Origin of the sequence: Nonomuraea basaltis (assembly GCF_005893125.1) — a bacterium.
In the GTDB taxonomy this organism is placed as follows: domain Bacteria; phylum Actinomycetota; class Actinomycetes; order Streptosporangiales; family Streptosporangiaceae; genus Nonomuraea; species Nonomuraea basaltis.
Window position 1 is genome coordinate 25,593 of sequence record NZ_VCJS01000083.1, and the last position, 25,448, is coordinate 51,040.

The 25,448-nt window shown below is 71.7% G+C and carries 20 protein-coding genes and 2 pseudogenes; 7 read left to right on the forward strand and 15 right to left on the reverse strand.

All coding sequences use genetic code 11. The annotated features are described in order from the left end of the window. The first annotated feature begins 25 nt into the window (after nt 1–25). Nucleotides 26–676, forward strand: coding sequence for a Uma2 family endonuclease (locus EJK15_RS33250; protein ID WP_240777375.1), 651 nt, complete (start codon nt 26–28; stop codon nt 674–676). Here EJK15_RS33250 and EJK15_RS33255 read toward each other — a convergent pair. Next, nucleotides 673–1,956 (reverse strand): ABC transporter ATP-binding protein, encoded by a 1,284-nt coding sequence (locus tag EJK15_RS33255; protein ID WP_138714442.1) that lies wholly within the window; start codon nt 1,954–1,956, stop codon nt 673–675. The two genes, EJK15_RS33250 and EJK15_RS33255, sit on opposite strands and share 4 nt — an antisense overlap. A 230-nt stretch (nt 1,957–2,186) precedes the next feature. Here EJK15_RS33255 and EJK15_RS74975 point away from each other — a divergent pair. The 3 genes and pseudogenes from EJK15_RS74975 to EJK15_RS33265 form a co-directional block, all read left to right on the forward strand. Further along, nucleotides 2,187–2,340: pseudogene (locus tag EJK15_RS74975) on the forward strand (alpha-amylase family glycosyl hydrolase); the annotation flags it as partial. Nucleotides 2,341–2,520: 180 nt separating this feature from the next. Further along, the gene (locus EJK15_RS33260) at nt 2,521–3,546 is read left to right on the forward strand and encodes a LacI family DNA-binding transcriptional regulator (RefSeq protein ID WP_138714443.1); all 1,026 of its coding nucleotides are present in this window, start codon (nt 2,521–2,523) and stop codon (nt 3,544–3,546) included. Between the two features lie 74 nt (nt 3,547–3,620). Next, on the forward strand, nt 3,621–4,256 hold the full coding sequence (locus EJK15_RS33265; protein WP_240777376.1) for a bifunctional 4-hydroxy-2-oxoglutarate aldolase/2-dehydro-3-deoxy-phosphogluconate aldolase: 636 nt from the start codon (nt 3,621–3,623) through the stop codon (nt 4,254–4,256). A 72-nt stretch (nt 4,257–4,328) separates the two neighbouring features. On the opposite strand, the gene EJK15_RS33270 is transcribed toward EJK15_RS33265, so the two are convergent. From EJK15_RS33270 to EJK15_RS33300, 7 genes are all read right to left on the reverse strand, one after another. Next, a complete protein-coding gene (locus EJK15_RS33270) occupies nt 4,329–6,371 on the reverse strand; it encodes a serine/threonine-protein kinase (protein WP_138714445.1) in 2,043 nt (680 codons plus the stop codon). A gap of 439 nt (nt 6,372–6,810) precedes the next feature. Then, nucleotides 6,811–7,953, reverse strand: a complete 1,143-nt coding sequence (locus tag EJK15_RS33275) for a cytochrome P450 (protein ID WP_138714446.1) — start codon at nt 7,951–7,953, stop codon at nt 6,811–6,813. 176 nt (nt 7,954–8,129) lie between these two features. Beyond that, nucleotides 8,130–8,870: an IclR family transcriptional regulator gene (locus EJK15_RS33280; protein ID WP_171074672.1), complete on the reverse strand. Its 741-nt coding sequence runs from the start codon at nt 8,868–8,870 to the stop codon at nt 8,130–8,132. 169 nt (nt 8,871–9,039) lie between these two features. Beyond that, nucleotides 9,040–9,828 (reverse strand): XdhC family protein, encoded by a 789-nt coding sequence (locus EJK15_RS33285; protein ID WP_206061240.1) that lies wholly within the window; start codon nt 9,826–9,828, stop codon nt 9,040–9,042. Then, on the reverse strand, nt 9,825–12,158 hold the full coding sequence (locus EJK15_RS33290) for an aerobic carbon-monoxide dehydrogenase large subunit (protein ID WP_138714448.1): 2,334 nt from the start codon (nt 12,156–12,158) through the stop codon (nt 9,825–9,827). Before EJK15_RS33290 ends, EJK15_RS33285 begins: the two co-directional genes overlap by 4 nt. Before the next feature lie 11 nt (nt 12,159–12,169). Next, nucleotides 12,170–12,652 carry a (2Fe-2S)-binding protein gene (locus EJK15_RS33295; protein ID WP_138714449.1) on the reverse strand — a complete coding sequence of 161 codons (483 nt, stop codon included), beginning with the start codon at nt 12,650–12,652 and terminating at the stop codon, nt 12,170–12,172. Nucleotide 12,653: 1 nt separating this feature from the next. Continuing rightward, nucleotides 12,654–13,517: an FAD binding domain-containing protein gene (locus tag EJK15_RS33300; protein WP_138714450.1), complete on the reverse strand. Its 864-nt coding sequence runs from the start codon at nt 13,515–13,517 to the stop codon at nt 12,654–12,656. Between the two features lie 85 nt (nt 13,518–13,602). On the opposite strand from EJK15_RS33300, the gene EJK15_RS33305 reads away from it, so the two are divergent. Beyond that, complete coding sequence (locus tag EJK15_RS33305) at nt 13,603–14,511, forward strand: LysR family transcriptional regulator (RefSeq protein ID WP_138714451.1); 909 nt, start codon at nt 13,603–13,605, stop codon at nt 14,509–14,511. Nucleotides 14,512–14,564: 53 nt separating this feature from the next. Here EJK15_RS33305 and eda read toward each other — a convergent pair whose 3' ends face one another. The 4 genes from eda to zwf all read right to left on the reverse strand — a co-directional run bounded on the left by eda (nt 14,565) and on the right by zwf (nt 19,720). Further along, nucleotides 14,565–15,176: a bifunctional 4-hydroxy-2-oxoglutarate aldolase/2-dehydro-3-deoxy-phosphogluconate aldolase gene (eda, locus tag EJK15_RS33310; protein ID WP_138714452.1), complete on the reverse strand. Its 612-nt coding sequence runs from the start codon at nt 15,174–15,176 to the stop codon at nt 14,565–14,567. Between the two features lie 65 nt (nt 15,177–15,241). Further along, nucleotides 15,242–16,207: a glucokinase gene (gene glk, locus EJK15_RS33315; protein ID WP_138714453.1), complete on the reverse strand. Its 966-nt coding sequence runs from the start codon at nt 16,205–16,207 to the stop codon at nt 15,242–15,244. 97 nt (nt 16,208–16,304) lie between these two features. Continuing rightward, the gene (gene edd / locus EJK15_RS33320) at nt 16,305–18,248 is read right to left on the reverse strand and encodes a phosphogluconate dehydratase (RefSeq protein WP_138714454.1); all 1,944 of its coding nucleotides are present in this window, start codon (nt 18,246–18,248) and stop codon (nt 16,305–16,307) included. After that, nucleotides 18,245–19,720: a glucose-6-phosphate dehydrogenase gene (gene zwf, locus EJK15_RS33325; RefSeq protein WP_138714455.1), complete on the reverse strand. Its 1,476-nt coding sequence runs from the start codon at nt 19,718–19,720 to the stop codon at nt 18,245–18,247. The genes edd and zwf overlap by 4 nt, the downstream gene beginning before the upstream one ends. Nucleotides 19,721–19,861: 141 nt before the next feature. On the opposite strand from zwf, the gene EJK15_RS33330 reads away from it, so the two are divergent. Beyond that, a complete protein-coding gene (locus EJK15_RS33330) occupies nt 19,862–21,067 on the forward strand; it encodes an ROK family transcriptional regulator (protein ID WP_138714456.1) in 1,206 nt (401 codons plus the stop codon). 6 nt (nt 21,068–21,073) lie between these two features. Here EJK15_RS33330 and EJK15_RS33335 read toward each other — a convergent pair whose 3' ends face one another. Continuing rightward, on the reverse strand, nt 21,074–22,648 hold the full coding sequence (locus EJK15_RS33335; RefSeq protein ID WP_138714457.1) for an ABC-F family ATP-binding cassette domain-containing protein: 1,575 nt from the start codon (nt 22,646–22,648) through the stop codon (nt 21,074–21,076). A 52-nt stretch (nt 22,649–22,700) separates the two neighbouring features. On the opposite strand from EJK15_RS33335, the gene EJK15_RS33340 reads away from it, so the two are divergent. Next, the gene (locus EJK15_RS33340) at nt 22,701–23,393 is read left to right on the forward strand and encodes a TetR/AcrR family transcriptional regulator (protein ID WP_138714458.1); all 693 of its coding nucleotides are present in this window, start codon (nt 22,701–22,703) and stop codon (nt 23,391–23,393) included. A 66-nt stretch (nt 23,394–23,459) separates the two neighbouring features. Here the strand turns inward: EJK15_RS33340 and EJK15_RS33345 are convergent, their stop codons facing one another. Together EJK15_RS33345 and EJK15_RS33350 are read right to left on the reverse strand one after the other, a co-directional pair. Then, nucleotides 23,460–24,857, reverse strand: a complete 1,398-nt coding sequence (locus EJK15_RS33345) for an MFS transporter (RefSeq protein WP_138714459.1) — start codon at nt 24,855–24,857, stop codon at nt 23,460–23,462. Nucleotides 24,858–25,093: 236 nt separating this feature from the next. Continuing rightward, a pseudogene (locus EJK15_RS33350) lies at nt 25,094–25,448 on the reverse strand (bi-functional transferase/deacetylase); the annotation flags it as partial.

A 25,448-nucleotide genomic window follows, 5' to 3' on the forward strand; every position in this document is an offset into this window, starting at 1 on the left:
TGTCATGCGTGCGAGACTCGATTTTATGGAAGGCGATGAGGGGATGACTGCTTTGCCGGAGGATGGATGGCTGGTTGCCCATCCGCCACCACGGCGTGCCAGGCTTTTCGCCTTGCCGCCGACCCGTAACGACTACACCGTCGAGGACTGGCTCAAGCTGCCCGAAACCGGGGAGCGGATCGAGTTGATCGACGGGAGTTTCGTAGTGAGTCCCATGCCCGCATATGATCACGCGCTCGCTGCGAAGCGGCTGGTCCGCATTCTGGATGACGCGTGTCCCCAGGACTACGAGGTGGTCGAGACGGGCAATCTCGAAGTCGGCGAGGATGGCCTCATTCCCGACATCGTGGTTGGGCATGCCGACACGATGCTGGCTGGGGTCGCCATGCTCACCGCCGCCGAGGCCGTGTGCGTGGTCGAGGTCGTCAGCCCAGGCAAGGCGAGTTGGCGGCGTGACTACGAGATCAAGCCGCCCAAATACGCCGCGGCAGGCATTCCGGTCTTCATCAGGGTCGAGCTCCAGGGCGACGACGCGCCGCGTGTCGAAGTCTTCAACCTGGGCTCGCAGGGCTACGAACTGGTCGCGGAGGTCAAGGCTGGGGACATGCTGACGATCGTCGAGCCCTTCCCCGTCTCGTTCGACCCCGCCGCGCTCGCCGGGCCACGGCGGCGCTAGCGGCGCGGGGGGTCGATGCGGGCGCCGTCCGGGGTGAAGATCATGATTCGGGAGAGGTCGACCGCGACCTTGGCGGCGTCGCCGGCGCGCCAGACGGGCCGGTTGCCCAGGCGGATGATCAGGTCGGAGCGGCGGTGGATGCCGCTGTTCGGGTTCTGGCCCACCCGTTCCTGTTCCTGCCGCTCCTCCTTCGGCGGCGAGAACATCCGGCGCATCAGCCCCGACAGCTTGCCCGACCCGTTCTTCTCGCCGTTGACACGCCCGATCCGGTTCGGCGGCTCGGGCACCGGCACGGCGGGCATGCCGCACTCCAGGTACGCCAGCCACTCGTGCCCGTGGTACTCCAGCGCCCGCACCCGCCCGAAGAACGACGGCCCCTCATACGACTCCGGCACCGGCGCCAGCCCGTCCGGCCGCAGCCCTACCAGCACGTGCCCGCCGGTGTGCTGCGAGATGGCGTACGCCCTCGGATCGCTCCACGGGAGCATCAGCCGGTGCGGCCCGAAGTCGAGCATGACGTACTGGTTCTGCGGCGTGTTCACCGTGGCCGCCAACAGGTTCAACTGCTGCGAGTTGAGGAACGCCGCCACGAACGCCGTCGCTGGATCGTTGTAAATCTGCGCCGGAGTGCCCACGTCCTGCAGGACGCCGCGATTGAGGATGGCGATCCTGTCGGCCAGCGTGAGGGCCTCCACCTGGTCGTGCGTCACGTAGATCGTGGTGACGCCGAGCGACCTGACCAGCGCCGAGATCTCCATGCGCAGTTCGGTGCGCATGCCGGCGTCGAGGTTCGACAGCGGCTCGTCCATGAGGAACAGCTTCGGCTGCCGGACGATCGCCCGCCCCATCGCGACGCGCTGGCGCTGGCCGCCGGAGAGTGTGCCAGGGCGGCGGTCGAGCGTTTCGTCGATGTGCAGCGCCTTCGACAGCTCCGTGACCCGTTCGCGCACCAGCCCCGGGTCCGACTTGGCGATCTCTAGGGGAAAGGCGATGTTCCCGCGCACGGTGCGGTGCGGGTAGAGGGCGCCGTTCTGGAACACCATGGCGACGTCGCGGTCCCGCGGGGCCAGGTGGTTCGCTATCTGCCCATCCAGCCAGAGCTCGCCTTCGGTGATCTCCTCCAAACCCGCGATCATGCGCAGCAACGTTGACTTGCCACATCCGGAAGGGCCGAGGAGGACGAGGAACTCGCCGTCTTCTGCCCGAAGGCTCAGCCGGTCGACTGCGAGGTAGTCGCCCGGATACACCTTGGTCACTTTGTCGAGAACGACCGAGCTCATGGGCCTACACCTTGCACGCGTGTCACCTGAGACGAGGCTGATTGAAGAGGTAGTACATCGCGCCTTAACGGCACATGTCCACCCTTGACATAAAGAATCTCCTACCGGGGAGTTTCGGCTTGGGGTTTTGGCCATCCGAACGCCGAAATTTCCGGAATATGGGGGTATATGGAAGGGCTTGCGTAAACTTGCGGAAACGGCTTTCATGGTCGGAACGTTCAGGGGAGACTATGACCGCGTGGTGGCGGAACGCCGTTATCTACCAGGTGTACGTGCGCAGCCTCGCTGATGGCAACGGTGACGGGATCGGCGATCTGATCGGCATTCGCGATCGCCTGCCCTACCCTGGCAGGGCTCGGTGTGGACGCCATCTGGGCTGGGCCGACCCATGGCTGCCGATCCCGGCACACTGGGCGGAGCTGAGCGTGGAGGCACAGCAAGGACTGCCCGGCTCGACGCTGGAGCTGCACCCGTGGACTTCGGCGTCGAAGGAGCGCTCCTGCTCGCCTCGGATGTCCCTGGAGCAGGGGATTCGGCAACCTGGTGGAAAGTAAAGTGAGTGGCATGAACGGTCACGCTCGCCTAGCCGACATCGCCGCCCAGGCCGGGGTGAGTGAGGCCACGGTCAGCCGGGTGCTCAACGGCAAACCCGGGGTCTCCCCGTCCACCCGCCAGGCGGTGATGGCCGCGCTCGACCTCATGGGCTACGAGCGCCCGCCCCGGCTGCGGCAGCGCAGCAACGGGCTGGTCGGCCTGGTGACGCCCGAGCTGGACAACCCGATCTTCCCGGCGTTCGCGCAGGCCATCGAGAAGGCGCTGACCCAGCACGGCTACACGCCCGTGCTGTGCACCCAGCTGCCCGGCGGCGCGCCGGAGGACGAGTTCACCGAGCTGCTCGTGGACCGCGGGGTATGCGGCATCGTGTTCGTGTCCGGCCTGCACGCCGACACGACGGCACGGATGGACCGCTACACCCGCCTGATCGACCGCGGGCTGCCGATCGTGCTGGTCGACGGCTACAGCGAGCACATCGACGCGCCCTTCATCTCGTCCGACGACCGCCTGGCCGCCCGGCTTTCCGTGCAGCACCTGGTCGACCTCGGCCACGAACGCATCGGCCTGGCGCTGGGGCCGCGCAGGTTCGTGCCGGTGATCAGGAAGATCGAGGGATACAAGCAGGCCATGGCGCACCTGCTCGGCGCGGCCGACGTCGACGACCTGATCGCGCACTCGCTGTTCTCGGTGGAGGGCGGGCAGGCGGCCGCCGCGCAGCTGCTGTCGCGCGGCTGCACCGGCATCGTGTGCGCGAGCGACCTGATGGCGCTGGGCGCGATCCGCGCCTGCAGGGAGAAGGGGCTGTCCGTACCGGGGGAGGTGTCCGTGGTCGGCTTCGACGACTCGCCGCTGATCGCGTTCACCGACCCGCCGCTGACCACCGTGCGCAAGCCGATCGGCGCCATGGCCTCGGCGGCCGTGCAGACGCTGCTCGAGGAGGTCAACGGCGCCCCCGCCAAGCACGTCGAGCTCGTCTTCCAGCCGGAGCTGGTCGTCCGCGGCTCCACCGGCTCGGGTCCTCTGGTCAACCGGTGACGAGCAGCGCTGGTCAACCGGTGGCGCGAAGGTCCCCGGATGGTGGGCGACCGCGACAAGCCGACTCGTGCACCGTGAGAAGGGAAGCCATGTACCGCTGGGAGATCGTCCGGGCCGTCACCGAGCAGCGGGTGTTCGGGATCGTCAGGACCGCAGGCCCCGACGAGGCGGTGGCCGCCGCCGAGGCCGTGCTGGACGCCGGGCTGCGGGCCGTTGAGGTGGCGCTCACCACGCCGCGCGCGCTGGCCGCCGTCGCGCGGCTCACGGAGCTGCGGCCCGAGGCGCTCGTCGGCGCCGGCACCGTGCTCGACGCCGCCGCGGCCCGCGCCGCCGTGGAGTCCGGTGCGCGTTTCCTCGTCTCGCCCAACCTGCACCCCGAGGTGATCCGCGCCGGGCACCGCTACGGCGTGCCCGTCTTCCCCGGCGTGGCCACCCCGACCGAGATCGTACGGGCCCTGGAGGAGGGCGCGGACGCGGTCAAGATCTTCCCGGCGTCCGCCGTGTCGCCGTCCTGGCTGCGCGACGTGCGCGCCGCGCTGCCGCAGGTCCCCGCCATCCCCACCGGCGGCGTGACCATCGACAACGCGCCCGAGTGGATCGCGGCCGGCGCCGTGGCCTGCGGCATGGGCTCGGCGCTCACCTCCGGCGGAGCCGAGGCCGCCGGCCAGCGCGTCACCGCGCTGCTCGCCCGGCTCGCCGAAGCCCGCTGACCGGAGCACGGGCATGGAGCCGCAGGGCCTGCACGGACACTTCATGCTCCACGTAGGGGGCGGACGGGGGCGTTAGGCCAGGTTGACCCTGGCTCCTGTGCTCAGTCCGGAGTCGTGCACCTCGATGCCGATGGGATCGAGGTTCTTCGGCAGCTCGAACACCAGCGAGCCGGTGAACGCGCCGCCGGCCTCGATGCGGATCGGCGTGATCTCTTTGCCGCCTTTGTCGAGCAGCTTCGTGCCGCCGTGCAGCGCGTCGTCCTCGTCGATCAGTTTCTGCTGGCCGGGGTAGAGCACCCTGGCCTCCTGGCCGATGTTGCTGACCTTCACCCCGATCTGGCAGGTGCGCTTCGTCGCGTCCTTCGCGGGCTTGGCGCACTTCGTACTGGTCACGGCGAACCTGAGCTTCCCGTCCTGGACGGGACCGTCGGCGCCGGCCGGGGGCGAGCGGAAGATCCAGGCCAGCACGGCCAGCAGCAGCACCAGCAGCACTGCCGCGACCACCAGGGCGGTCAGGCAGCCCGCGAACACGCTCCGCTTCGGCCTGGCGGCCGGGTAGCCCCGCAACGGCCCCTGGCCGGTGGTCGAATGGCGGGGGAGCGGCCCCTGCGCGGTCTGGTGATGGGGCATGGGCGCCCGCCCGCTCGGCAGAGGCCCGGTGCGCTCAGGATGCGGCGCCTGCGCGCCCCGCCCCGGCCCCGGCGGCCGACCGGCGCCCGGCATGGGTCCGGTGCGATCGGCGTGCGGCCCCATGCCCGGCCCCGGCACGGGTCCGGTGCGATCGGCGTGCGGCGACTGCGGTCCCATGCCCGGCACGGGCCCGGTCCGCTCGGGATGCGGCGGCTGCGGCGACTGCGGCGCACGACCGGCCCCCGGCGTGGGCCCGGTGCGCTCGGCCGGCGACGGTTGCGGTGCCCGCCCGGCCCCGTGCGTGGGTCCGGTGCGCTCGGCCGGCGGCGGCCCTTGAGGGTTGCGTGTCTCGGCGTGCGACGGCGCCTGAGGGCTGCGGGCCTCGACATGCGGCGGTGCCTGCCCGCCACGGCTCTCGTGATGCGAGGGGGCCTGCGCGCTGCGGGTGTCCGGGTGTTGTGGCGGTACCTGCGGGGCGCGGGCGGGTCCGTCGTGGCGTGGGCCGTGGCTTTCGGGACGCTGGGGGCCGCCGGTACCCGGCACGGGTCCGGTGCGCTCCGGGGGCGGCGGGCCCGCGTGCGGGCCGCGGGCGAGGGGCGCGAACTCCGACGGGTTCCACGCGTTGGTGAGGTGCTTGGTGGCGGCCAGCTGAGCCGCCGGCTCGTCGGAGGCCTCCACCAGCTCCAGCAGCAACTGCCGGGCCGTGGGCCGGCGCGCCGGGTCGGGGTGGATGGCCGCCGCGACCAGCCGGTCCAGCGGCGTGGGCAGCCCCCGCAGGTCGGGCGGCGCGGTACGGGCCCGAGCCGCCATCACGTACGCGTCCCCCTCACCGAACGGATGCCCGCCCAGCCCCGCGTACGCGATCAGCGACCCCCACGCGAACACGTCGCCCGCCGGGCTCGTCCGCCCCTCGAAGACCTGCTCGGGAGCGATCCAGCCGGGAGTGCCCATGACCATGCCGGCGTTCGTGTGCCGGGAGTCGACGTGCGTCGACCGAGCCAGCCCGAAATCGATCACCCGCGGCCCGGCCAGCGTCAGCATCACGTTCGCCGGTTTGAGATCGCGGTGCACCAGCCCCGCGGCGTGGATCGCGGTCAGCGCGGCGGCCACGCCGACGGCGGCGGCGTGCAGCACCGACGGCGACAGCGCCCCGTGCTCGATCAGGTGGTCTTCCAGCGAGATGCCGTCGATGTACTCGGTGACGAGGTAGAGCACGCCGCGTTCCTCGCCGTGGTCGAGCACCCGCGCCGTGCAGAACGAGGCCACCTTGCGCGCGTTGGAGACCTCTTCGTTGAAGCGAGCCCGGTAGATCGGGTCGGCGGTGAAGTCGCGGCGGATCGCCTTGAGCGCCACCCGCGACCCGTCGGCGGCCTTGGCGAGGTAGACGACCCCCATGCCGCCGGAGCCGAGACGGCTGGCCAGCTCGTAGGGGCCGATCGCCGGCGGGTCTTCCGGCTTCAGCGGAGTGCCTGCGGAGCGCCCCAATGTCGCCGTCCTCTCGCCGTCGTCGTCCGACTTTCTCCGTGGATACTCCGGCCTTCAGGCCGGAGAGGGAACGGACCTCCGCGGGTTTCCCCTCGACCAGGTTGGACACCCCGCTGCCCGAAGGCCTCCACACCCCGTTTCGTCCCTGCTCCAGAGTTGTCTGCAGGCGCGGATTCCAGGGTCCGCCGCTGAGGAAGCACGGCGAAGTGGATCTGCTGACGTGTGTCCAACGTAGCCACCAAGGTCACCTCCCTATCGGTGATGGCTCGGTCTGATCACTCCGGCCCCCCAGTTCAGCGGGGCAGGCTCCGGCCTTCAGGCCCGAGAGCGAGTGACCCCGTCTCAACCCGAACCGTACCTATGCCCGGCCCTTTTGCACCCCAGACTCTAACGGAGTACGGGACTCAACGTCGGCCACTGGCGCTGAGCAGGCATGGCTTCAAGGCTGGGCGGGCTTGCGGCGCGCCGGGCGCATCGTCACCCGCAGGCGCGAGACGTTGACCGTGTGGGGGAGCGGGCGGTGCGCCGAGAGCAGCCGCCCGGCCGGCTTGGGGCGGGCGGCGCGCAGGATGCCGCCGAGGAAGGCCGTGCCGACCGCGAGCGTCAGGTGCGCGCCGTCGCATCCCGGCCGGGCCCACCACTCGTCCGCCGCGGTGCCGTCGAGCCAGATCTCGGGCGCGAACGTGTTCGCGTACGGCAGGCGGATGCTGCGCTGGTGCGCCGCGAGCGGCACGAGCACGGTGGTGCCGGCGGGCAGGGTGGTGCCGTACCAGTCGGTGCCGGCGGCGGTGACCCGGGACAGCGCGGGCACCGGCGGCCACAGGCGCAGCGCCTCGCGCAGGCAGGCCCGCAGGTGCTCGGGGTCGGCGCGGGCCGCCTTGCGGTGCGCCGGGTGGGTGGCGAGGAGCGCGAGCGTCTGCATCAGCCCCGTCGCGGTCACGCCCAGCCCCATCAGCCAGAACGCCGCCTGCATGAGCCCGCGCGACTCGGCCTCCGGCGTCTCCGCGATCAGCCCGGCCAGGCTGCCCGGCTCGGCCCGGCGCAGGTGGTCGATGATCCGCGCGTCGTAGCGGCCGGAGAGGATCTCCTGGCGCCGCCTGGCCCCCCGCCTGCCCGCCCGCGTGACGCCTTCCAGCAGCCTGCTGAGCTCCTCGTCGCCGGCCGCGCCGGCGCCGTAGACGCAGCGCCTGGCCACACGCTGCCAGCGGGCGCTCAGCCGCGGATAGTCCACCACGCCGTCGGTCAGCTCCCCGGCCTCCTCGCGGGCGACCTCGATGAACGCCGGCCGCAGGACATCCGTCGGCAGGCCGAAGGGCCGCTCCTCGACGGCCGGGGTGTAGGCGTCCCGCTCCTCCGACAGCACGCGCAGGGCGTCGCGCTTGGACAGCACCAGCAGCGCCGGGCTCTTCGGGCCGCGCAGGAGCACGGGACGGCCGCCGTACCGTGCTTCGAGGTCGGCCAGCAGGGGCCACGCGCGCAGCAGGTCGCGCCTCGGGGGCACGTGCCGCGCCCCCGGCGGTACGAGGGCCGCCGTCAGGCGCAGGCTCTCCAGCGCGGTCGCCCTGGGCAGGCCCCTAGGCACGCGCGGCCTCCCGCGGCGGCATAGGAGCCCGGATCTGCCGGGCAGGGGAAGGGAGAGCGGGAAGGAAACGCATACCCACGATGTGATCGCTGTGGCACGGCGGCCGCAATCACGGGTTTCGGTCAATGGAACGTTCCCGGCCACCGGATGCGCAGGCGTTCCGGTGGCCGGAACGTCTAGGCGCCGAGGAGCGCGGCAGAGATGGCCTGGGCGGCGCCGCGCACGGAGATGCCCAGCTTGGCCAGGGGCGCCGTGTGGGCGCGGGCGGCCACTCCCAGGGACATGCAGATCCGGCCGCCCGGGCCGAACACCGGGGCCGCCACGCAGGCCACGCCCTCGGTGAACTCCTCCTGCGCGTACGCCACCCCGTGCCGGCGCACCTGGGCCAGCTCGCGTTCGAGCGCGGCCAGACTGGTGATCGTCCGCCGCGTCATCCGCTCGAACGTGCCGCGCGCCAGCAGCTCCTCGCGCAGCTTCGGGTCGAAGGCCAGCAGCGCCTTGCCGGTCGCCGTGCAGTGCAGCGGCGCCCGGTCAATGCCGTCGGAGCGGGAGCCGGCCCGGTTGTGCCCGTACAGCCGCTCGACGTAGCGGGCCTCGAGGCCGGAGGGCACGGCCAGGTTCACCGTCTGCCGGGTGGTCTCGTACAGGTAGAGCAGGTACGGCAGCACCACCCGGCGGCTGCCCGGCACCCGGGCCCGGGTGATGCCCGCCATCGACTCCAGCAGCTCGCCCGGCAGGTAGCCGTTGCCCACGCGCCTGGCCAGCGCCCGCGAGCACAGCACGCCCAGGATCCGGTGCGCCGTCGACTTGGGCAGGCCCGTGCTGCGGCACAACTGCGCCAGGCTGACCGGACTGGCGGCCGCACTGAGCGAGAGGAGGATGTCGATCCCCCTCTCCAGGCTCCCTGGCTGCGACATCGGGCGATCGTCGGTGAGCGGTGGTGCTTGGCTGGCCGTATGCGTGAGCATCAATGTCCCTTCGCTCTCAAGAGCAAGAGGGCCCCCGGGGCGGCGGCTTGACATGTACCTTGACAATTCTTTGCGTACCCGGCTGCCGCCCCTCCGAATACCCTGGATCAGCGCGTGCTCATTGCCTCACTCCGTTCGGCGGCTCGGTCGCCATATGCCGTCGCAGGCCGATGAGCTCCGCATAGATCGACACAGCCACCTCACCAGGCGTTCTGGCCCCTATGTCCAGACCCGCCGGAACGTGCACGCGCTCACCTCCCTCCACGCGAGCCAGCACCGCCGCGCCGCGCTTGCGGCTGGCGATCAGCCCGATGTACGGCACGCCCTTGGCCAGCGCGGCACGCAGGACCGGCTCCTCGGCCACGCCGTGGGAGGCGACGAGCACGGCCGAGGTGTCGGCGGCGATCGCGGTCAGCGGATCCGCGCTCGCCTCCACCTGGTAGCCCAGCGCCTGGCCCACGGCGGCGAAGGACCGGGCGATGGGGCTGTCGCCGTACACGTGGACGAGTACCGGAGGCAGCACGGCCTCCAGGAAGATCTCCAGCGTGCCGCCGGACAGGCACGGCTGGCCCACCGCGACCAGCCCCTCCTCCTCGTGCGGCTCATCGGCCTCCGGCGTGATCCGCAGCAGCACCGCCCGGCCGGTGCGCCGGAGCTCGAGCAGCCGCAGGCCCTGGGCCCGTACCGTGTCGGTGGCGCAGACCCCGCCGACGAACCCCTCGATCGTCCCGTCGGGCAGCACCAGCGCGCGGTCGCCCGCCTTCGCGCTGGTCGGCCGCTGCGCCCGCACGACGGTCGCCAGCACGTACGGCTCCCGCCCCGACCGCAACTCCGCCACCCTGGCCTGGATATCGGAGGCGGCCGGCGCCCGCCGCCGGGGCGCCGGCATGCCGATGAACTCGTTCACGGGATGGCCAGGTCGGTGCGGAACGGGTCGCCCTTGACGACGCGCCACACGTTCGCCGGGGTGAGTGGCATGTCCGCGTGCCGGATCCCGTACGGTTTGAGCGCGTCCACCACGGCGTTGACCACGGCCGCCGGGGAGCCCACGGTGGCCGACTCGCCCACGCCCTTGGCCCCGATCGGGTGCGTCGGCGACGGCGTGACGGTCTCGCCCAGCTCCCATGACGGGCACTCCATCGCGGTCGGCAGCAGGTAGTCCATGAACGACGCCCCCAGGTGGTTGCCGTCCTCGTCGAACGCCATCACCTGCATGAGCGCCATCCCGACCCCGTCGGCAAGCCCGCCGTGGATCTGCCCCTCGACGATCATGGGGTTGATCCGCACCCCGCAGTCGTCGACCGCCACGAACCTGCGGACCTTCACCTGCCCCGTCCCCGGATCGACGTCCACCACGCAGATGTACGCGCCGAACGGATACGTGAGGTTGGGCGGGTTGTAGACCGTCACGGCGTCCAGGTGCCCCTCGACGCCCTCGGGCAGCTCCAGGTTCGAGTGGGCGGCCAGCGCGATCTCCGCCATGGACTTGCCGGTGGCCGGGTCGCCGACGACCGACCACCTGCCGTCGGCCCACTCCAGGTCGTCCGGTGAGGCCTCCAGCATGGCCGCCGCCACGATCTTGGCCCGGTCGCGGACCTTCCTGGCCACGATCGCCGTGGCGGCGCCGGAGACGGGGGTGGAGCGGGAGCCGTACGTGCCCAGGCCGAACGGCGTCTGGTCGGTGTCGCCGTGCACGACCTCGATGTCGTCGGCCGGCATGCCCAGCTCCTGCCCGACGATCTGGGCGAACGTGGTCTCGTGCCCCTGGCCCTGCGACTGGCACGAGACCCGCAGCACCGCCTTGCCCGTCGGGTGGACGCGCAGCTCGGCGCCGTCGGCCATGCCGAGGCCGAGGATGTCCATGTGCTTGCGCGGGCCCGCGCCCACGGCCTCGGTGAAGAAGCTGACGCCGATGCCCATCAGCTCGCCCCTGGCCCGCTTGTCGGCCTGCTCGGCGCGGAGCTTGTCGTACCCGGCCATGTCCATGGCCAGGCGCAGCGCCTTCGGGTAGTCGCCGGAGTCGTACTCCCAGCCGGTGGGGGAGTGGTAGGGGAACTGCTCCGGCTTGAGCAGGTTGCGCATCCGCAGCTCGGCGGGGTCGAGGTTGAGCTCGGCGGCCAGCACGTCGACCATGCGCTCGACCAGGTAGACGGCCTCGGTGACGCGGAAGGAGCAGGCGTAGGCGACGCCTCCGGGGGCCTTGTTCGTGTAGACGCCGGTGACCTCGCAGTGGGCGGCCTCGATGTCGTACGAGCCGGAGAAGACGTGGAAGAAGCCGGCCGGGAACTTGGTCGGCTGCGCGGTGCCGTTGAACGCGCCGTGGTCGGCCAGCACCTTGACCCTGATCGCCTGGATGCGGCCGTCGCGCGTCGCGGCGATCTCGCCGCGCATGTGGTAGTCGCGGGCGAAGGCGGTGCTCATCAGGTTCTCGGAGCGGTCCTCCATCCACTTGACCGGCTTGCCGGTGACGATGGAGCCGACGATCGCGCACACGTAGCCCGGATAGATCCCGACCTTTCCGCCGAAGCCGCCGCCGATGTCCGGCGAGATCACCCGGATCTTGTGCTCAGGCAGCCCGGCCACCATCGCGTACAGCGTCCGGTGGGCGTGGGGCGCCTGCGTGGGGCACCAGACGGTCAGCTTGCCGGTGACCTTGTCGAAGTCCGCGACCGCGCCGCACGTCTCCAGCGGCGCGGGGTGCACGCGCGGGTAGAGCATGTCCTGCGCGGCCGTCACCTCCGCCTGATCGAAGAGGGCGTCCGTCCGGTCCCGGTCGCCCGCCTCCCAGTCGAAGATGTGGTTGTTCGTGCGGCCCTCCAGGTCGTCCCTGATCACCGGCGCGTCCGGGTCCAGGGCCCGCCGGGCGTCGATGACCGCGTCGAGGGGGTCGTACTCGACGTCGATCAGCTCCAGCGCGTCCCGGGCCGAGTAGGCGTCCTCGGCCACCACGAACGCCACCTCCTGCCCCTGGAAGCGCACCTTGTCCGTGGCCAGCACCGCCTGCGTGTCCTGCGACAGCGTGGGCATCCAGGCCAGGTTGAGCCCCTCCAGGGTCTGCCCGGTGATCACGGCCTTGACCTTGGGGTGCGCCTCGGCCGCGCTCGTGTCGATGGAGACGATCCTGGCGTGCGCGTGCGGGCTGCGCAGCACGGCGCCGTACAGCATGCCGGGCAGCCGCACGTCGTCGGTGTAGTTGCCGCGCCCCCTGATGAACCTGGCGTCTTCCTTCCGAAGCATGCGTCCGTAGCTCACTGCTTGGCCCCCTGAGAATGAGATGCCGCTTCTGCCGCCCACCGGATGGATCGGACGATGTTCTCGTAGCCGGTGCACCGGCACAGCTGGCCCGAGATGGCCTCGCGGATCTGGCCCTCGTCGGGGTCGGGGCTGCGGTCGAGCAGCCAGCGCGCGGTCAGCAGCATGCCCGGAGTGCAGAACCCGCACTGCAGCCCGTGGCACTCCACGAAGCCCTTCTGCACCGCGTCCAGCTCGCCGTCCCGCTCCAGCCCCTCGACCGTGGTCACCTCGTGGCCGTCCGCCATGACCGCCAGCACCGTGCACGACTTGACCGGCACGCCGTCGAGCTGGACCGTGCAGACGCCGCAGTTGGAGGTGTCGCAGCCCCAGTGGGTGCCGGTCAGGCCCAGCTCGTCGCGCAGGAAGTGCACGAGCAGCAGCCTCGGCTCGACCTCTCTGGTGTACGGCTGCCCGTTCACCGAGACCGTGATCCGCATGTCAGATCCTCCCTGCTGCCGAGGCCAGCGCGCGCCGGGTCAGCTCGGCGGCCAGATGGCGCTTGTAGTCGGCGGGGCCGCGCTGGTCGGCGTGCGGCTCGCAGTGCTCGGCGGCGATCCTGCCCGCCTCCGCGAACGCCTCCTCGCCGGGTTCCCGGCCTTGGAGGAAGGCTTCGGCCTCCGGGGCGCAGAAGTGCTCGGCGCCGACCGCGGTCAGCCCGATCCCCGCCTGCGCGATCACACCGTCCCGGACGGTGAGCACGGCTCCGGCCGCCGCCACCGGCCAGTCGCCGACGCGCCGCTCGACCTTCTCGTACGCGCTGCCGGTGTTCTGTGTGATCGGGGCGCGGAGCTGGATCAAGAGTTCGTTCGGCTCGACGGCGGTCTCGTAAGGACCCTGGTGGAATTCCCTGACCGGTACGGTACGGGTGCCGCCGGGACCTTGGATGACCGCGGTCGCCCGCAACGCCGTGAACACCGCCGACAAATCCTCAGAAGGATCCCCTTGGCAGAGCGAGCCGCCAACGGTCCCCCGATTTCGTACTATTGGGTCGGCGATAACGCGCTCTGCGTCCCGAAATATCGGGAAAAGGTCGGTTGCGGGGCTGTTGTCGAGTAACTCTGCGTGCCGCACCAATGCGCCGATGGCCAGCTCGTCGCCCTCGACTTCGATCCGCCCCAGCTCAGAGGCCAGGCCGTTGATGTCGATCAACGCCTCGGGCTGGGCCAGGCGGAGCTTCATCATGGGGATGAGACTGTGCCCACCTGCGACGATCCGGGCTTCGGGGCCGTACCGCTCCAGGAGCTCGATCGCGTGCGGGACGCTGTCGGCTCTCTCGTATTCGAACTTCGCGGGAACCTGCATGACTGCACATTGCTGTTACCGATTTGTCGCGACAATCCGCAAATAAGGGATTCCTTAATGCGGGCCGGCGATCTATGAAGGGTTGGTGACACTCAGCCAGCTCGGCGCGTTCGTTTTCGTCGCCCGCCTGGGATCCGTCAAGGCGGCGGCGCGCGCTCTCGGCGTCAGCGAGCCCGCGGTCTCCCAGTCGCTCGCTCAGCTCCGCAAGCACCTCGGGGACCCGCTGCTGACCCGGTCCGGCGACCGGATGGTGCTGACCGAGGGCGGGCGGCGGCTGCTGGGCATCGCCTCCCAGATGGTCGCACTGGGGGCGGAGGCCGTCGCCGCGGTGCAGCCTGGGCGCCCCTCCCGATTACACGTGGCCATGGACGCCGGGCTGGCCGAGTACGTCGCCGGGCCGCTGCTCTGCCTCTTCACGCAGCGCAAGTCGGTGGACGTCTCCACCGGTGTGGCGGCCACGGCCGAGGTGCCGCTGCTGCTGTCCAGCCGCCTGGCCGACGTCGCGCTCGGCGCGCAGGTGAGCGGGCCGGGGCTGGTGAGCCGGCCGGTGCTGCGCTGCCGCCTCGTCGTCGTCGGCGCGCCGCGCGGGCGCCGGGATCACTGGCTCGTCGGCCCCTCGGGCACCGACCCGGCCAGCGACACCAGCCGGCTGCTGCGGCTCTTACGGGTGCCGGAGTCGCAGGTGCGGGTCTTCGCGAACCAGACGGCGGCCTGGAAGGCGGCGGCCGAGGGCGCCGGCGTCGCGCCGGCCACCGCCCACCTGGTGTCCTCGGGCCTGCGCCGGGGCGAACTGGTGGCCATCGAGACCGCCGCCACCCCGCTGCCCGCCTACTGGTACGCGACGACCCTGGAGCCCGCGAACCGGTCGGTGGCGGCGGGCACGTTCCTGGACTTCCTGACGACGCCCGCGGCCACCCAGATCATGCGCACCCCCGAGGACGGCATCCCCCGCAGTCGCTTCCGCCCTCCGATCCACGTCTCCATCTGGAGCTGACATCGGCGTCGCAGGCGCGGGTCAGCGGAGGGCGGCGGCCTCGGAGGCGCGGGTCAGCGGAGGGCGGCGGCCTCGGAGGCGAGCTTCTCCACGCGAGCCCAGTCGCCCGCCGCCATGGCGTCCGCCGGGGTCAGCCACGTGCCGCCGACGCAGCCCACGTTCGGCAGCGCGAGGTAGTCGGGCGCGGTGTTCACGCGGATGCCGCCCGTCGGGCAGAAGCGGACGTCGGGCAGCGGTCCCGCCATCGCCTTGAGGTAGGGGACGCCGCCCGCCGCCTCCGCGGGGAAGAACTTCAGCTCCTTGATCCCCCGCTCGACGAGCGCCATCACCTCCGACACGGTCGCGGCCCCCGGCAGGTACGGGACCCCGCTCGAGTCCAGCGCCTCGACCAGCGACAGGGTCGTGCCCGGCGAGACCAGGAACCTCGCCCCCGCCGCCACGGACGCCGAAATGTCGTCTGTGGTCCGGATCGTCCCCGCGCCCACGGTGGCCTCGGGCACCTCGTCGGCGATCCTGGCGATGGCCTCGCGCGCGGCCGGCGTGCGCAGCGTCACCTCGATGACCGGCAGCCCTCCGGCGACCAGCGCCCGGGCCAGCGGCACGGCAGTCTCCGCGTCCTCGATCACCACGACAGGGATCACAGGGGCGAGATCGAGCAAGCTCATGCGTTCTATCTCCTCATCGGCCCGTCGGAGGCCGTCTAGTTCCGGACGCGCGGCCGGCGCCGTTGTCAGCCCACCAGTTCCCTGCGGGCACGCTGGCTCAGCCAGGCCGCCGCGCCCATCAGCGCCGGTTGGGGCGCGACGATCAGCGCGGTCCCGATGGTCGCCAGGTATGCGGCCATGTCCGGATTGGCGGCGAACCGCGTACGGAAGCTACTGGTGCGCACGCGTTCCACGATACGTGGCAGCACTCCGCCGCCCAGGTACACCCCACCCCTCGCGCCGAGGGTCAGGGCCACGTTGCCGGCGAAGCTGCCCAGCATGCCGCAGAAGACCTCGATCGTCTCCGCGCACAGCGAGTCGTCGAGCCTGGCCACGATGTCGGAGGCGGTCAGGTCGGGCGCGGCGACGCCGTTGACCTGGGCGAGCGCCCGGTGCAGCCGGACCAGGCCCGGCCCGGACAGCACGTGCTCGGCCACCACGTGCGCCAGTCCCTCGGCCTGCAGCACGCGGACGATCTCCAGTTCGCGCCGGTCCACGACCGGCACCGTGACGTGCCCGCCCTCGCCGGGGATCGGCGTCCAGCCGTGCTCGGCGGGCACCAGCCCGCCCACGCCGAGCCCGGTGCCGGGACCGAGCACGGCCTTGACCCCGTAGCCGAGCTCGGGCCCGCCCAGGGACACCAGGTCGCCGCCCGCCAGGTGCGGCAGCGACACGGCCAGCGCCTCGAAGTCGTTGAGCAGCATCGCGTACGGCACGTCGAGATCGCGTACGGACCCGGCCCACTTGGAGTTCGTGAGCCGGTAGCGGTCGCCGTCGATCGGTCCGGCCACGGCCAGGCAGGCCGCCCCCGGCCGCACTCCGCCCGCGTGCTGCGCGAGATAGGCGGCTACGGCTTCGGGGAGGGTGTCGTGGTCGGCCCCGGCCAGGACCGCGACGTTCGACGGCCGCGCGCCGAGCGAGGTGACCAGGCCGAACCTGGCGTTGGTCCCCCCGATGTCCGCTACGAGCCAGGGAAGGTCAAAGGCACTCACCGCACACCTCCGGCAGTCAGGGCGCTCCCAAGATCGCCCGCCATACTCCGAAGGATGCCATGGACGCTCATACCGCCCCGTACCGGCCCATGACCGCTCACCTCACCAGCCCAGCGGGCTGCGCGCCGGCCGGGGCGCCGGTCTCCAGGTGGGAGGCGCCGGCCTCGGCGGGGAAGCCGAGCCCGGGACCGTGGTGCGGCGACTCGGCGCCGCTGACGCCGAAGATCCCGGCGCCCTGCTCCGCGTGCCCGGCCATCCGGCGGAACGCGGCGAACAGCTCGCGCCCCGTGCCCACCCACTGCGCGTCGCTGAGCGGCCGGCCCTCGGGCGTGCGCCGGGCCAGCTCCTCGGCCGGCACCAGCAGCTCCAGCGTTCCCGCCGCGGAGTCGAGCCGGATGACGTCGCCGTCGCGCACCAGCGCGATCGGCCCGCCGTCGGCCGCCTCGGGCGACAGGTGGATGGCGGCTGGCACCTTGCCCGAGGCGCCGGACATGCGCCCGTCGGTGACGAGGGCGACCCGCTGCCCGCGGTCGAGCAGCACGGCCAGCGGCGGCGTGAGCTTGTGCAGCTCGGGCATGCCGTTGGCGCTCGGCCCCTGGTAGCGGATGACCGCCACGAAGTCCTGCCCGTCCAGCTCGCCCGTCTCGAACGCCTTCAGCAGGTCGAGCTGGTCGTCGAAGACCTTGGCCGGCGCCTCGATCACCAGGTGCTCGGGCTTGACCGCCGACACCTTGCTGACCGCGCGGCCGAGGTTGCCCTCGAGCATGTGGATCCCGCCGTCGGCCGAGAACGGCCGGGCGACCGGCCGCAGCACGTCCAGGTCGCCGCTGCCGCCGGTGACGGGCTCCCAGACCAGGGAGCCGTCCACCAGCGACGGCGCCTCGCGGTAGCGGTCGAGCCCGTGCCCGGCCACGGTCATGACGTCGGCGTGCAGCAGCCCCTCGTCGAGAAGGTCGCCGATGAGGACCTGCATGCCGCCGGCGTCGCGGAAGTGGTTCACGTCCGCCTGGCCGTTCGGGTAGATCTTGGTGAGCGACGGCACGACCTCCGACAGGCAGGCCAGATCGTCCCAGGTCAGCACGATGCCCGCGGCCGCCGCCATGGCCACCAGGTGCAGCGTGTGGTTCGTGGACCCGCCGGTGGCCAGCAGCGCGACGCAGGCGTTCACCATGGCCTTCTCGTCGACCAGCTCGCCGATCGGCGTGTACTCCGAGCCGTGCGCGGTGATCTCCACCGCCCGCCGCCCGGCCGCCTCGGTGAGGGCGTGGCGCAGCTCGGTGTGCGGGTTGACGAACGTCGAGCCGGGCAGGTGCAGGCCCATGACCTCCATCAGCGCCTGGTTGGAGTTGGCGGTGCCGTAGAAGGTGCAGGTGCCGGGGGAGTGGTACGACTTGGCCTCGGCGTCGAGCAGCTCGTCCCGCCCGACCTTGCCCTCGGCGAACAGCTGGCGGGTGCGGGCCTTGACCTTGTTCGGCAGCCCGGAGCCCATCGGCCCGGCGGGCACGAAGATCGCCGGCAGGTGCCCGAAGTGCAGCGCCCCGATGAACAGCCCCGGCACGATCTTGTCGCACACGCCCAGCAGCAGCGAGGCGTCGAACATGTCGTGCGACAGCGCGATCGCGGTGGCCATGGCGATGACGTCGCGGCTGTAGAGGGACAGCTCCATGCCGGCCCGGCCCTGGGTGATGCCGTCGCACATGGCGGGCACGCCGCCCGCGACCTGCGCCACGCCCCCGGCCTTGCGCACCGCCGCCTTCAGCTCCGGCGGGTAGGTCTCATACGGCTGGTGGGCGGAGAGCATGTCGTTGTAGCTCGTCACGATCGCGACGCCGGGCTTGGCCGTGCCCCGCAAAGCCGGCTTGTCCTCGGCGTTCGCGGCCGCGAAGCCGTGCGCCAGGTTCGCGCACCCGAGGTGCGCCCGTGCGGGGCCCTTCGCCCTGGCGGCCTCGCCGTCGCGCCGGATCCGTGCCAGGTACGTGGCACGGCTGGCGGCGCTGCGCTCGGCGATCCGGTCGGTCACATCCTGGATGACGGAATTCACATTTCCTCCTCGTGCCACGCGCGACCGCTGCGGCCGAGCAGTTCGTGGGCTCCGGCGGGGCCGGTGGTTCCTGCGGGGTAGGGCTCGGGCAGGGCGGGGTCGGCCTTCCAGGCGTCCAGGATCGGGTCGATCCAGCGCCAGGCCGCCTCCACCTCGTCGCGGCGCATGAACAGCGTCGGGTTCCCGTCCAGCACGTCGGTCAGCAGCCGCTCGTACGCCTCCGGCACCCGTGCCGTGAACGTCTTGCCGAAGCTCAGCGACATCGGCACCGGCTTCAGCGTCACCTCGCCCGCGCCCGGCTCCTTGGCCATGATGTGCAGCTCGATGCCCTCTTCCGGCTGCAGCCGCAGCACCAGGCGGTTCGGCGTGCCGCCGGGGAAGATGGAGTGCGGCACGTCCTTGAACTGCACCACGATCTCCGAACGCCGGTACGGCATCCGCTTGCCGGTCCGCAGGTAGAACGGCACACCGGCCCATCGCCAGTTCTTGACCTCGGCCCGGATCGCCGTGAACGTCTCCACCTGCCGCGAGGCGTCCGTCGGCGGCGTGGAAGCGGGCTCGTCAAGGTATCCCGGCATGTCGCCGGCGCCGACGTACTGGCCGCGCACGGTGAAACGGTGCGCCTCCGTGCCCGCGATCGGCCGCAGCGCCTGCAGCACCTTGACCTTCTCGTCGCGGATGGCCTCGCGGTCGTTGCGGGCCGGCGGCTCCATCGCGGTCAGCGTGAGGAGCTGGAGCAGGTGGTTCTGCACCATGTCGCGCAGCGCGCCCGCGTGGTCGTAGTAGCCGCGCCGGCCCGGCGTGCCGACGGTCTCGGCGGCGGTGATCTGGACGTGGTCGATCCAGAGCGAGTTCCAGACCGGCTCGAGGAAGGCGTTGGCGAAGCGCAGGACCAGCAGGTTCTGGACGGTCTCCTTGCCCAGGTAGTGGTCGATGCGGAAGATCTGGCGCTCCTCGAAGATGGCACCGACCTCGTCGTTGATCCGCTGCGCGCTCGGCAGGTCGTGGCCCAGCGGCTTCTCCAGCACCACGCGCGAGCGCGGCGTCACCAGCCCGGCCTCGGCCAGCTCCCGGCAGAAGGGTCCGAACGTCCGCGGCGGGCTGGCCAGGTAGAACACCCGGTCACGCGGCTCGTGTCCGGCCAGCGTCCGCGACAGCGCGTTCCACCCCGACCTGTCGGCGCCCCCGACGTCGACCGACACGTGGTGCAGGCGGCCGAGGAACCGCTGCCACACCGCGGGGTCGTCCACCGGGACCCGGTCGCGTACCTCGGCGTCCACCTTGCCGCGGAAGTCGGCGTCGGTCAGACCGCCCCTGGACATGGCGATGACGCGGGTCTCCGGGGAGAGCCGGCCGTCCCTGTCGCTGTGATACAGCGCGGGGAGCAGCTTCCGCATTGACAGGTCGCCGGTCCCGCCGAAGACGACGAGGTCGGCGGTGTGGGCATGGCCGGTTGGCGGATGGGTGGACACGGTGAAGGCTCCGATGGTCTACCAGGGAAGGACAGAACGGACACTAACGAGAGTTTGGGTAGTACACAAGCCGAGTTTTGCCATTTGAGATGAAAAAGTACTGACTTTTCATTACCTAACCCCATGTGGTTCACTTAGCCGATGCCACGACGTACCGCCGCGACACTCGCCACCAGCGGCGAGGTGCTCCGCCTCATCCGCACCGGTGAGGCCGTGACGCGGGCCGATCTCGGCCGGGTGACCGGCCTGTCGCGCCCCGCGGTGCAGCTGCGCGTCGGTGAGCTGCTGGAACGCGGTCTGGTCGTGGAGCGCACCGACGCCCCGTCCACGGGCGGGCGGCCGCCGGTCAGGCTGGAGTTCAACGCCGAGGGCGGCGTGGTGCTGGTGGCGGCGCTCGGCGCGAGCCGCACCAGGGTCGCGGTCTGCGACCTGGCCGGGCACGAGCTGGCCGGCCGCGAGTTCGTCATGGACGTGGAGCAGGGCCCCGACGTCGTGCTGCCGCTGCTCATGGACACCTGGGACGAGCTGCTCGGCGATCGGCCGCGCTCGATGATCAGGGGCGTCGGGATGGGCGTGCCGGCCACGGTCGAGTTCGCGCAGGGCCGCACCGAGAGCGCCCGCGTGATGGCGTCGTGGACCGGCGTGGTGATCCCCCCGATCATCCGCGGCCGCTTCCCCGTCCCCGTGCTCGTGGACAACGACGTGAACGTGCTGGCCATCGGCGAGCACCGCGGCGCCTACCCCGACCTGGACGACCTGATGTTCGTGAAGGTCTCCACGCGGATCGGCGCGGGCGTGATCGCCGGAGGCGGCATCCTGCGCGGCGCGCTGGGCGCGGCGGGCGAGATCGGGCACATCCCCGTGCTGGACGGCGGCGGCGTGCTGTGCCGCTGCGGCAACACCGACTGCGTCGACTCCGTGGCCAGCGGCACCGCGCTGCTGCGCGACCTGCGCGGGGCCGGCAGGGACGTCAAGACGATCGCGGACGTGACCGCGCTGGTACGGGCGGGCGACGCCGAGACGATGGCCATGGTCCGCACCGCCGGTCGCCGGATCGGGGAGGTGCTGGCCGGGGCGGTCAACATCCTCAACCCGTCGGTGGTGGTCCTGGGCGGCGACATGGCGGAGGCGTTCGGGCCCCTGGTGTCGAGCATCCGCGAGGTCGTCTACCGCCGCTCCACGGCCCTGGCCACCAGGCGGCTGCGCATCGAGCCGAGCCGGCTGGGCGCGGGCGCGGGCATCAGCGGCTGCGCGGTGATGGTGCTCGACCACGTCCTGTCGCCCGAGGCGGTCGACGAGACGATGAAGGTCTCGGTCGTGCGCCGCGACCGCGTTGCCTCCGGCTAGAGGCCGTCAGACGTCCCACCGCGGCTCGTCGCTCTCCCGTACGAGCCCGTCCGCGCCGACGATCAGGTAGCGGTCGAGGTCGGCCGCGAACCACCGGTCGTGCGTGACCGCCAGCACCGTTCCCTCATATCCCTCCAGCCCTTGCTGCAACGCCTCCGCGCTCGCCAGGTCCAGGTTGTCGGTCGGCTCGTCGAGCAGCAGCAGCGTGGCGCCCGACAGCTCCAGCAGCAGGATCTGCAGCCGGGCCTGCTGCCCGCCCGACAGCGTCTCGAAGGGCTGCCCGCCGGCCGGTGCCAGCTCGTAGCGGGCCAGCGCCGCCATGGCCTCGTTGCGGGTCATCGCGTGCTCGCGCATCACCACGTCCGCGGCCGCCCGCCCCTTCAGGTCAGGCCGCAGGTGGGTCTGCGCGAAATGGCCGGGCGCGACCCTGGCGCCCAGCCGTGCCACGCCGGTGTGCGCGATCGGCTCGCCGGCCAGCAGCCGCAGGAAGCAGGACTTGCCGGTGCCGTTCAGGCCGAGCACGCCGACCCGCTCGCCGTACCAGATCTCGGTGGAGAACGGCCGCAGCAGCCCGGTCAGCTCCAGCTCCTCGCAGATCACCGCCCGCTTTCCGGTACGTCCGCCGCGCAGCCTCATCCGGACGTTCTGCTCCTTCGGCGCCCGCTGCGGCGGCCCCTCTCGCTCGAACCGCTCCAGCCGCGTGACCGCCGACTGGTACGCCCCCGCCAGCGCGTCGTTGTTCGCCGACCGCTGGCGCAGCGTGTGCACCAGCCGGCGCAGCCTGGCCCGCTCGTCCTCCCAGCGCTGCCGCCGCTCCTCCAGCCGCTCCCTGCGCTGCCTGCGCGCCTCGGCGTAGCCCGCGAAGCCGCCGCCGTGCACCCACACCGTGCGCCCCTCCACGGTGATGATCCGGTCGGCCGCCTCGGCCAGGAGCTGCCGGTCGTGCGAGACGAGCAGCACCGTCTTGGCCGAGCCCCTGATCGCCTGCTCCAGCCACTGCTTGGCCCGCACGTCCAGGTAGTTGTCCGGCTCGTCCAGCAGCAGCACCTCGTCGGGCCCGCGCAGCAGCGCCTCCAGCATGAGCCGCTTCTGCTCGCCGCCCGACAGCGTGGCCAGGCTCCTGTCCTTGATCCGCTCGTACGGCCGCCCCAGCGCCTCGGTCGCGCACACGTCCCACACGACCTCCAGCTCGTAGCCGCCCGCGTCGGCGTAGTCGGCGATGGCCTGGGCGTAGGCGAGCTGAGCGGGCTGATCGTCTCTTCTGGAGATCGCCGCCTCGGCCGCCGCCAGCTCCGCCGCCGCGTCCCGGATGGGCCGCGGCGCCACGTTCAGCAGCAGGTCGTGCACGGTGCCCTCGCCGAGGAACTGCCGCATCACGCCGATGCCGCCGCTGCTCGCGATCCGGCCGTCGGAGGGGTGGAGCTCGCCCGCGATCAGCCGCAGCAGCGTGGTCTTGCCCGCGCCGTTCGGCCCGACGAGCGCCGCCTTGGCCCCGTCGCCCACCTTGAACGACGCCTCCAGCAGCAGCGGCCGCCCGTCGGGCAGCAGGTACGTCAGCTCGCTCGCCTCGATGTGCCCCATGGCGATCCCTCCTCTCGATCGTTGTTCCACTTACTAGACCATCGATCCAGTCATGCGTACAACGTATTATCTCTTCGTGGACACCGTGTGGTCGCGCCCCCAGAAGGCGCCGAGGCAGACGCTGACGCTGGAGCGGATCGTGGCGGAGGCGGTGGCGCTCCTCGACGATGAGGGCGTGGGCCGGCTGACCATGCGCCGCCTGGCCGAACGGCTCGACACCGGCTCGACCACCCTCTACTGGCACGTCAAGACCAAGGACGACGTCCTGGACCTGGCCCTCGACGCCGTCTTCGGCGACGTGCGACTGCCGGACCGGCGGCCGGACGGCGGCTGGCACGAGCCCGTCCGCGCGCTGATCAAGGGCTGGCGCGCCGCCCTGCTGCGCCACCCGTGGTCGGCCACCATCCTCGACCGCCCGCTCATGGGCCCGAACGCCCTGGAGCGCACCGAGTTCCTCTACGAGACCCTGGCCGCCGCGGGCTTCGCCACGCCGAAGGCGGCCGCGTACAGCCTGTCCAACTACGTCATGGGCTCGGTCATCATGCAGGTCACCTTGCAGGACCGCGACCGCGAGGACACCGGCGCGTTCCTCCGCGAGCGCGCCGGCCGCTACCCGGCTCTCGCCGAGCACGGCCTCGGCTTTTCCCCGGGACCCGCAAGCGATCCCTTCGCCGAGTGGGACGCCACGTTCGACGAGGGCCTCGGCTACCTCCTCGCCGGCATGGAACAGGCCAGAAGGACATGAAACAGGGCGCGGCGCCCCACTGGGTGAGGCGCCGCGCCGGGCGAGCCCGCGGCGGGCTCGCAGGGCTCAGTGCACGACGTCCGCGTCCTCCCGCGCCTGCTTGGGCAGCAGCAGCCCGGCCACGAAGGTCGCGGCGATCATCCCGGCCGCCGCCCACAGCGTCATCCGCACGCTGCCCGTGCCGGCGTAGACCGTGCCCAGCAGCGCCAGCCCCAGCGCGCCGCCGACCTGCTGCAGCGCGGTGAGGGTGCCGGACGCCGAGCCGGTCTCCTGCGGCTCGACCGCGGCCATCACGATGCCGAAGTACGGCGTCATGATCAGGCCGCTGCCCAGCCCGGTCACCGCGAGTGCCGGCGCCAGCTGCCAGGGAGAGACGCCGGGCGAGGCGATGGCGATCACGCCGACCACGCCGAGCCCCATGACGACCGCTCCGGCCAGCAGCACCTTGCGCCCGTGCCGCCGTGCGGCCTGCGCGACGCCCATGCCCGCGATCATGCCGAGCGATGCGGGAACGCCGGTCAGCGCCGCCTTGAGCGGCGAGTACCCCAGGCCGAGCTGCGTGTAGAGGCCGATCACGAAGAAGAACCCGGCGAACGCGGCGAAGTAGATCGCGCCGGTCGCCATGCCGGAGACGAACGCCCGCTTGCGGAACAGGCTCGGCGCCATCAGCGGGTCGCCGCCGCGCGCGGCCCGGCGCCGCTCGTAGGCGGCGAAGACCGCGAACACCGCGCCCGAGGCGGCCATCATCGCGAACGACCATGCCGGCCACCCGTGCTCGCCGCCCTGGACCAGCGGGAACACGATCAGCACGGTGCCCGCCGAGGCCAGCAGCGCCCCCGGCAGGTCGAGCCGCACGCCGCCGGCCGGACGGGAGGCGGGCAGGAACCGCAGGGCGGCCAGCGCGGCGGCGGCGCCGACGGGCAGATTGATCAGAAAGATGAGCCGCCAGTCGACACTGGTCAGCACGCCGGCCAGGATCGGCCCGCCCACCGCCGACAACCCGATGACCGGCCCGAACAGCCCCATCGCCACCGCCAGCTCCTTGGGCGGGAACATCTCCTTCATCAGCCCCATGCCCTGGGGAATCATCGCCGCCCCGAACAGCCCCTGCACGATCCTGGCCGCGATGATGGTCTCGGGGGAGAAGGCCAGGGCGCACAGCAGCGACCCAGCGGTGAACCCGATGACGCCGATGAGGAACATGCGCTTGCGCCCCACGATGTCGCCAAGCCGCCCGCCGGTCAGCAGGCCGGCGGTCATGGCCAGGAGGTAGGCCGCGCCAAGCCACTGAATGAGCGACGTGCCACCGCCGAGCTGATCGCGCATCGTGGGCCCCGCGATGTTGGTGACGGTGCCGTCGAGCACCTCCATCACGGAACCGGCGAGGATCACCGCGAGCGCCGGCCAGCGCCACCGGTACAGCTCTGGAGACGTCTGCACCGGGCGGATGTCGAGGGCGGTCATGTGTGCCTCCTGAATCGGAACGGCTCGTTCTGTTCCAGAATAACAGAACGGAACGCTTCATTCCATACAATGTTCAAGATCATCCCATGGGTCGAGGAGTCACCACGGCACAGGTCAAGAGGGCGCTCCGTCACGCGAGCAACCCGTGAGCCTTCACGACCGGCCATGACAGCCGGCAACCCGGTACGGCGCGTGCGGTGATGCCGGGCGACCGTAAAAGAAGGGGGTTCCAAGGATTAAGAGGAGAAGATCCCCTCGCGGCGGATGGTTTGCCAGGGGAGGCGGACACCCAGCAGAGCGGTGGACAGCGACTGGATGACGACCAGGTACATCAGCTGGCGGTAGACGAACTGCTGCAGGGGCAGCACCCACAGCACCCGCGCCCGCTCCCGGTCGAGCCGCAGCGCGTACCACCCCGTGAGCGCCTGGATCACCACGAACCCGGCCCACACCGCCACCACCGGCAACGGGTCGCCCATCAGCACGCTGTAGATCGCCATCACGTCCACCACGGGCGCGAGCAGCGGCAGCACCACCTGGAACAGCGCCAGATAGCCCAGCCCCCGCCGCCCGAACGTCCCCCGCTCGGCC

Bases quoted from the DNA above. Each gene is read 5' to 3' on its own strand.
- EJK15_RS33250 (WP_240777375.1), top strand. From the start codon at position 26: ATGGAAGGCGATGAGGGGATGACTGCTTTGCCGGAGGATGGATGGCTG.
- EJK15_RS33255 (WP_138714442.1), bottom strand. From the start codon at position 1,956: ATGAGCTCGGTCGTTCTCGACAAAGTGACCAAGGTGTATCCGGGCGAC.
- EJK15_RS33260 (WP_138714443.1), top strand. From the start codon at position 2,521: ATGAACGGTCACGCTCGCCTAGCCGACATCGCCGCCCAGGCCGGGGTG.
- EJK15_RS33280 (WP_171074672.1), bottom strand. From the start codon at position 8,870: ATGTCGCAGCCAGGGAGCCTGGAGAGGGGGATCGACATCCTCCTCTCG.
- EJK15_RS33290 (WP_138714448.1), bottom strand. From the start codon at position 12,158: ATGCTTCGGAAGGAAGACGCCAGGTTCATCAGGGGGCGCGGCAACTAC.
- EJK15_RS33295 (WP_138714449.1), bottom strand. From the start codon at position 12,652: ATGCGGATCACGGTCTCGGTGAACGGGCAGCCGTACACCAGAGAGGTC.
- EJK15_RS33300 (WP_138714450.1), bottom strand. From the start codon at position 13,517: ATGCAGGTTCCCGCGAAGTTCGAATACGAGAGAGCCGACAGCGTCCCG.
- eda (WP_138714452.1), bottom strand. From the start codon at position 15,176: ATGAGCTTGCTCGATCTCGCCCCTGTGATCCCTGTCGTGGTGATCGAG.
- EJK15_RS33330 (WP_138714456.1), top strand. From the start codon at position 19,862: ATGCCACGACGTACCGCCGCGACACTCGCCACCAGCGGCGAGGTGCTC.
- EJK15_RS33335 (WP_138714457.1), bottom strand. From the start codon at position 22,648: ATGGGGCACATCGAGGCGAGCGAGCTGACGTACCTGCTGCCCGACGGG.
- EJK15_RS33340 (WP_138714458.1), top strand. From the start codon at position 22,701: ATGCGTACAACGTATTATCTCTTCGTGGACACCGTGTGGTCGCGCCCC.
- EJK15_RS33345 (WP_138714459.1), bottom strand. From the start codon at position 24,857: ATGACCGCCCTCGACATCCGCCCGGTGCAGACGTCTCCAGAGCTGTAC.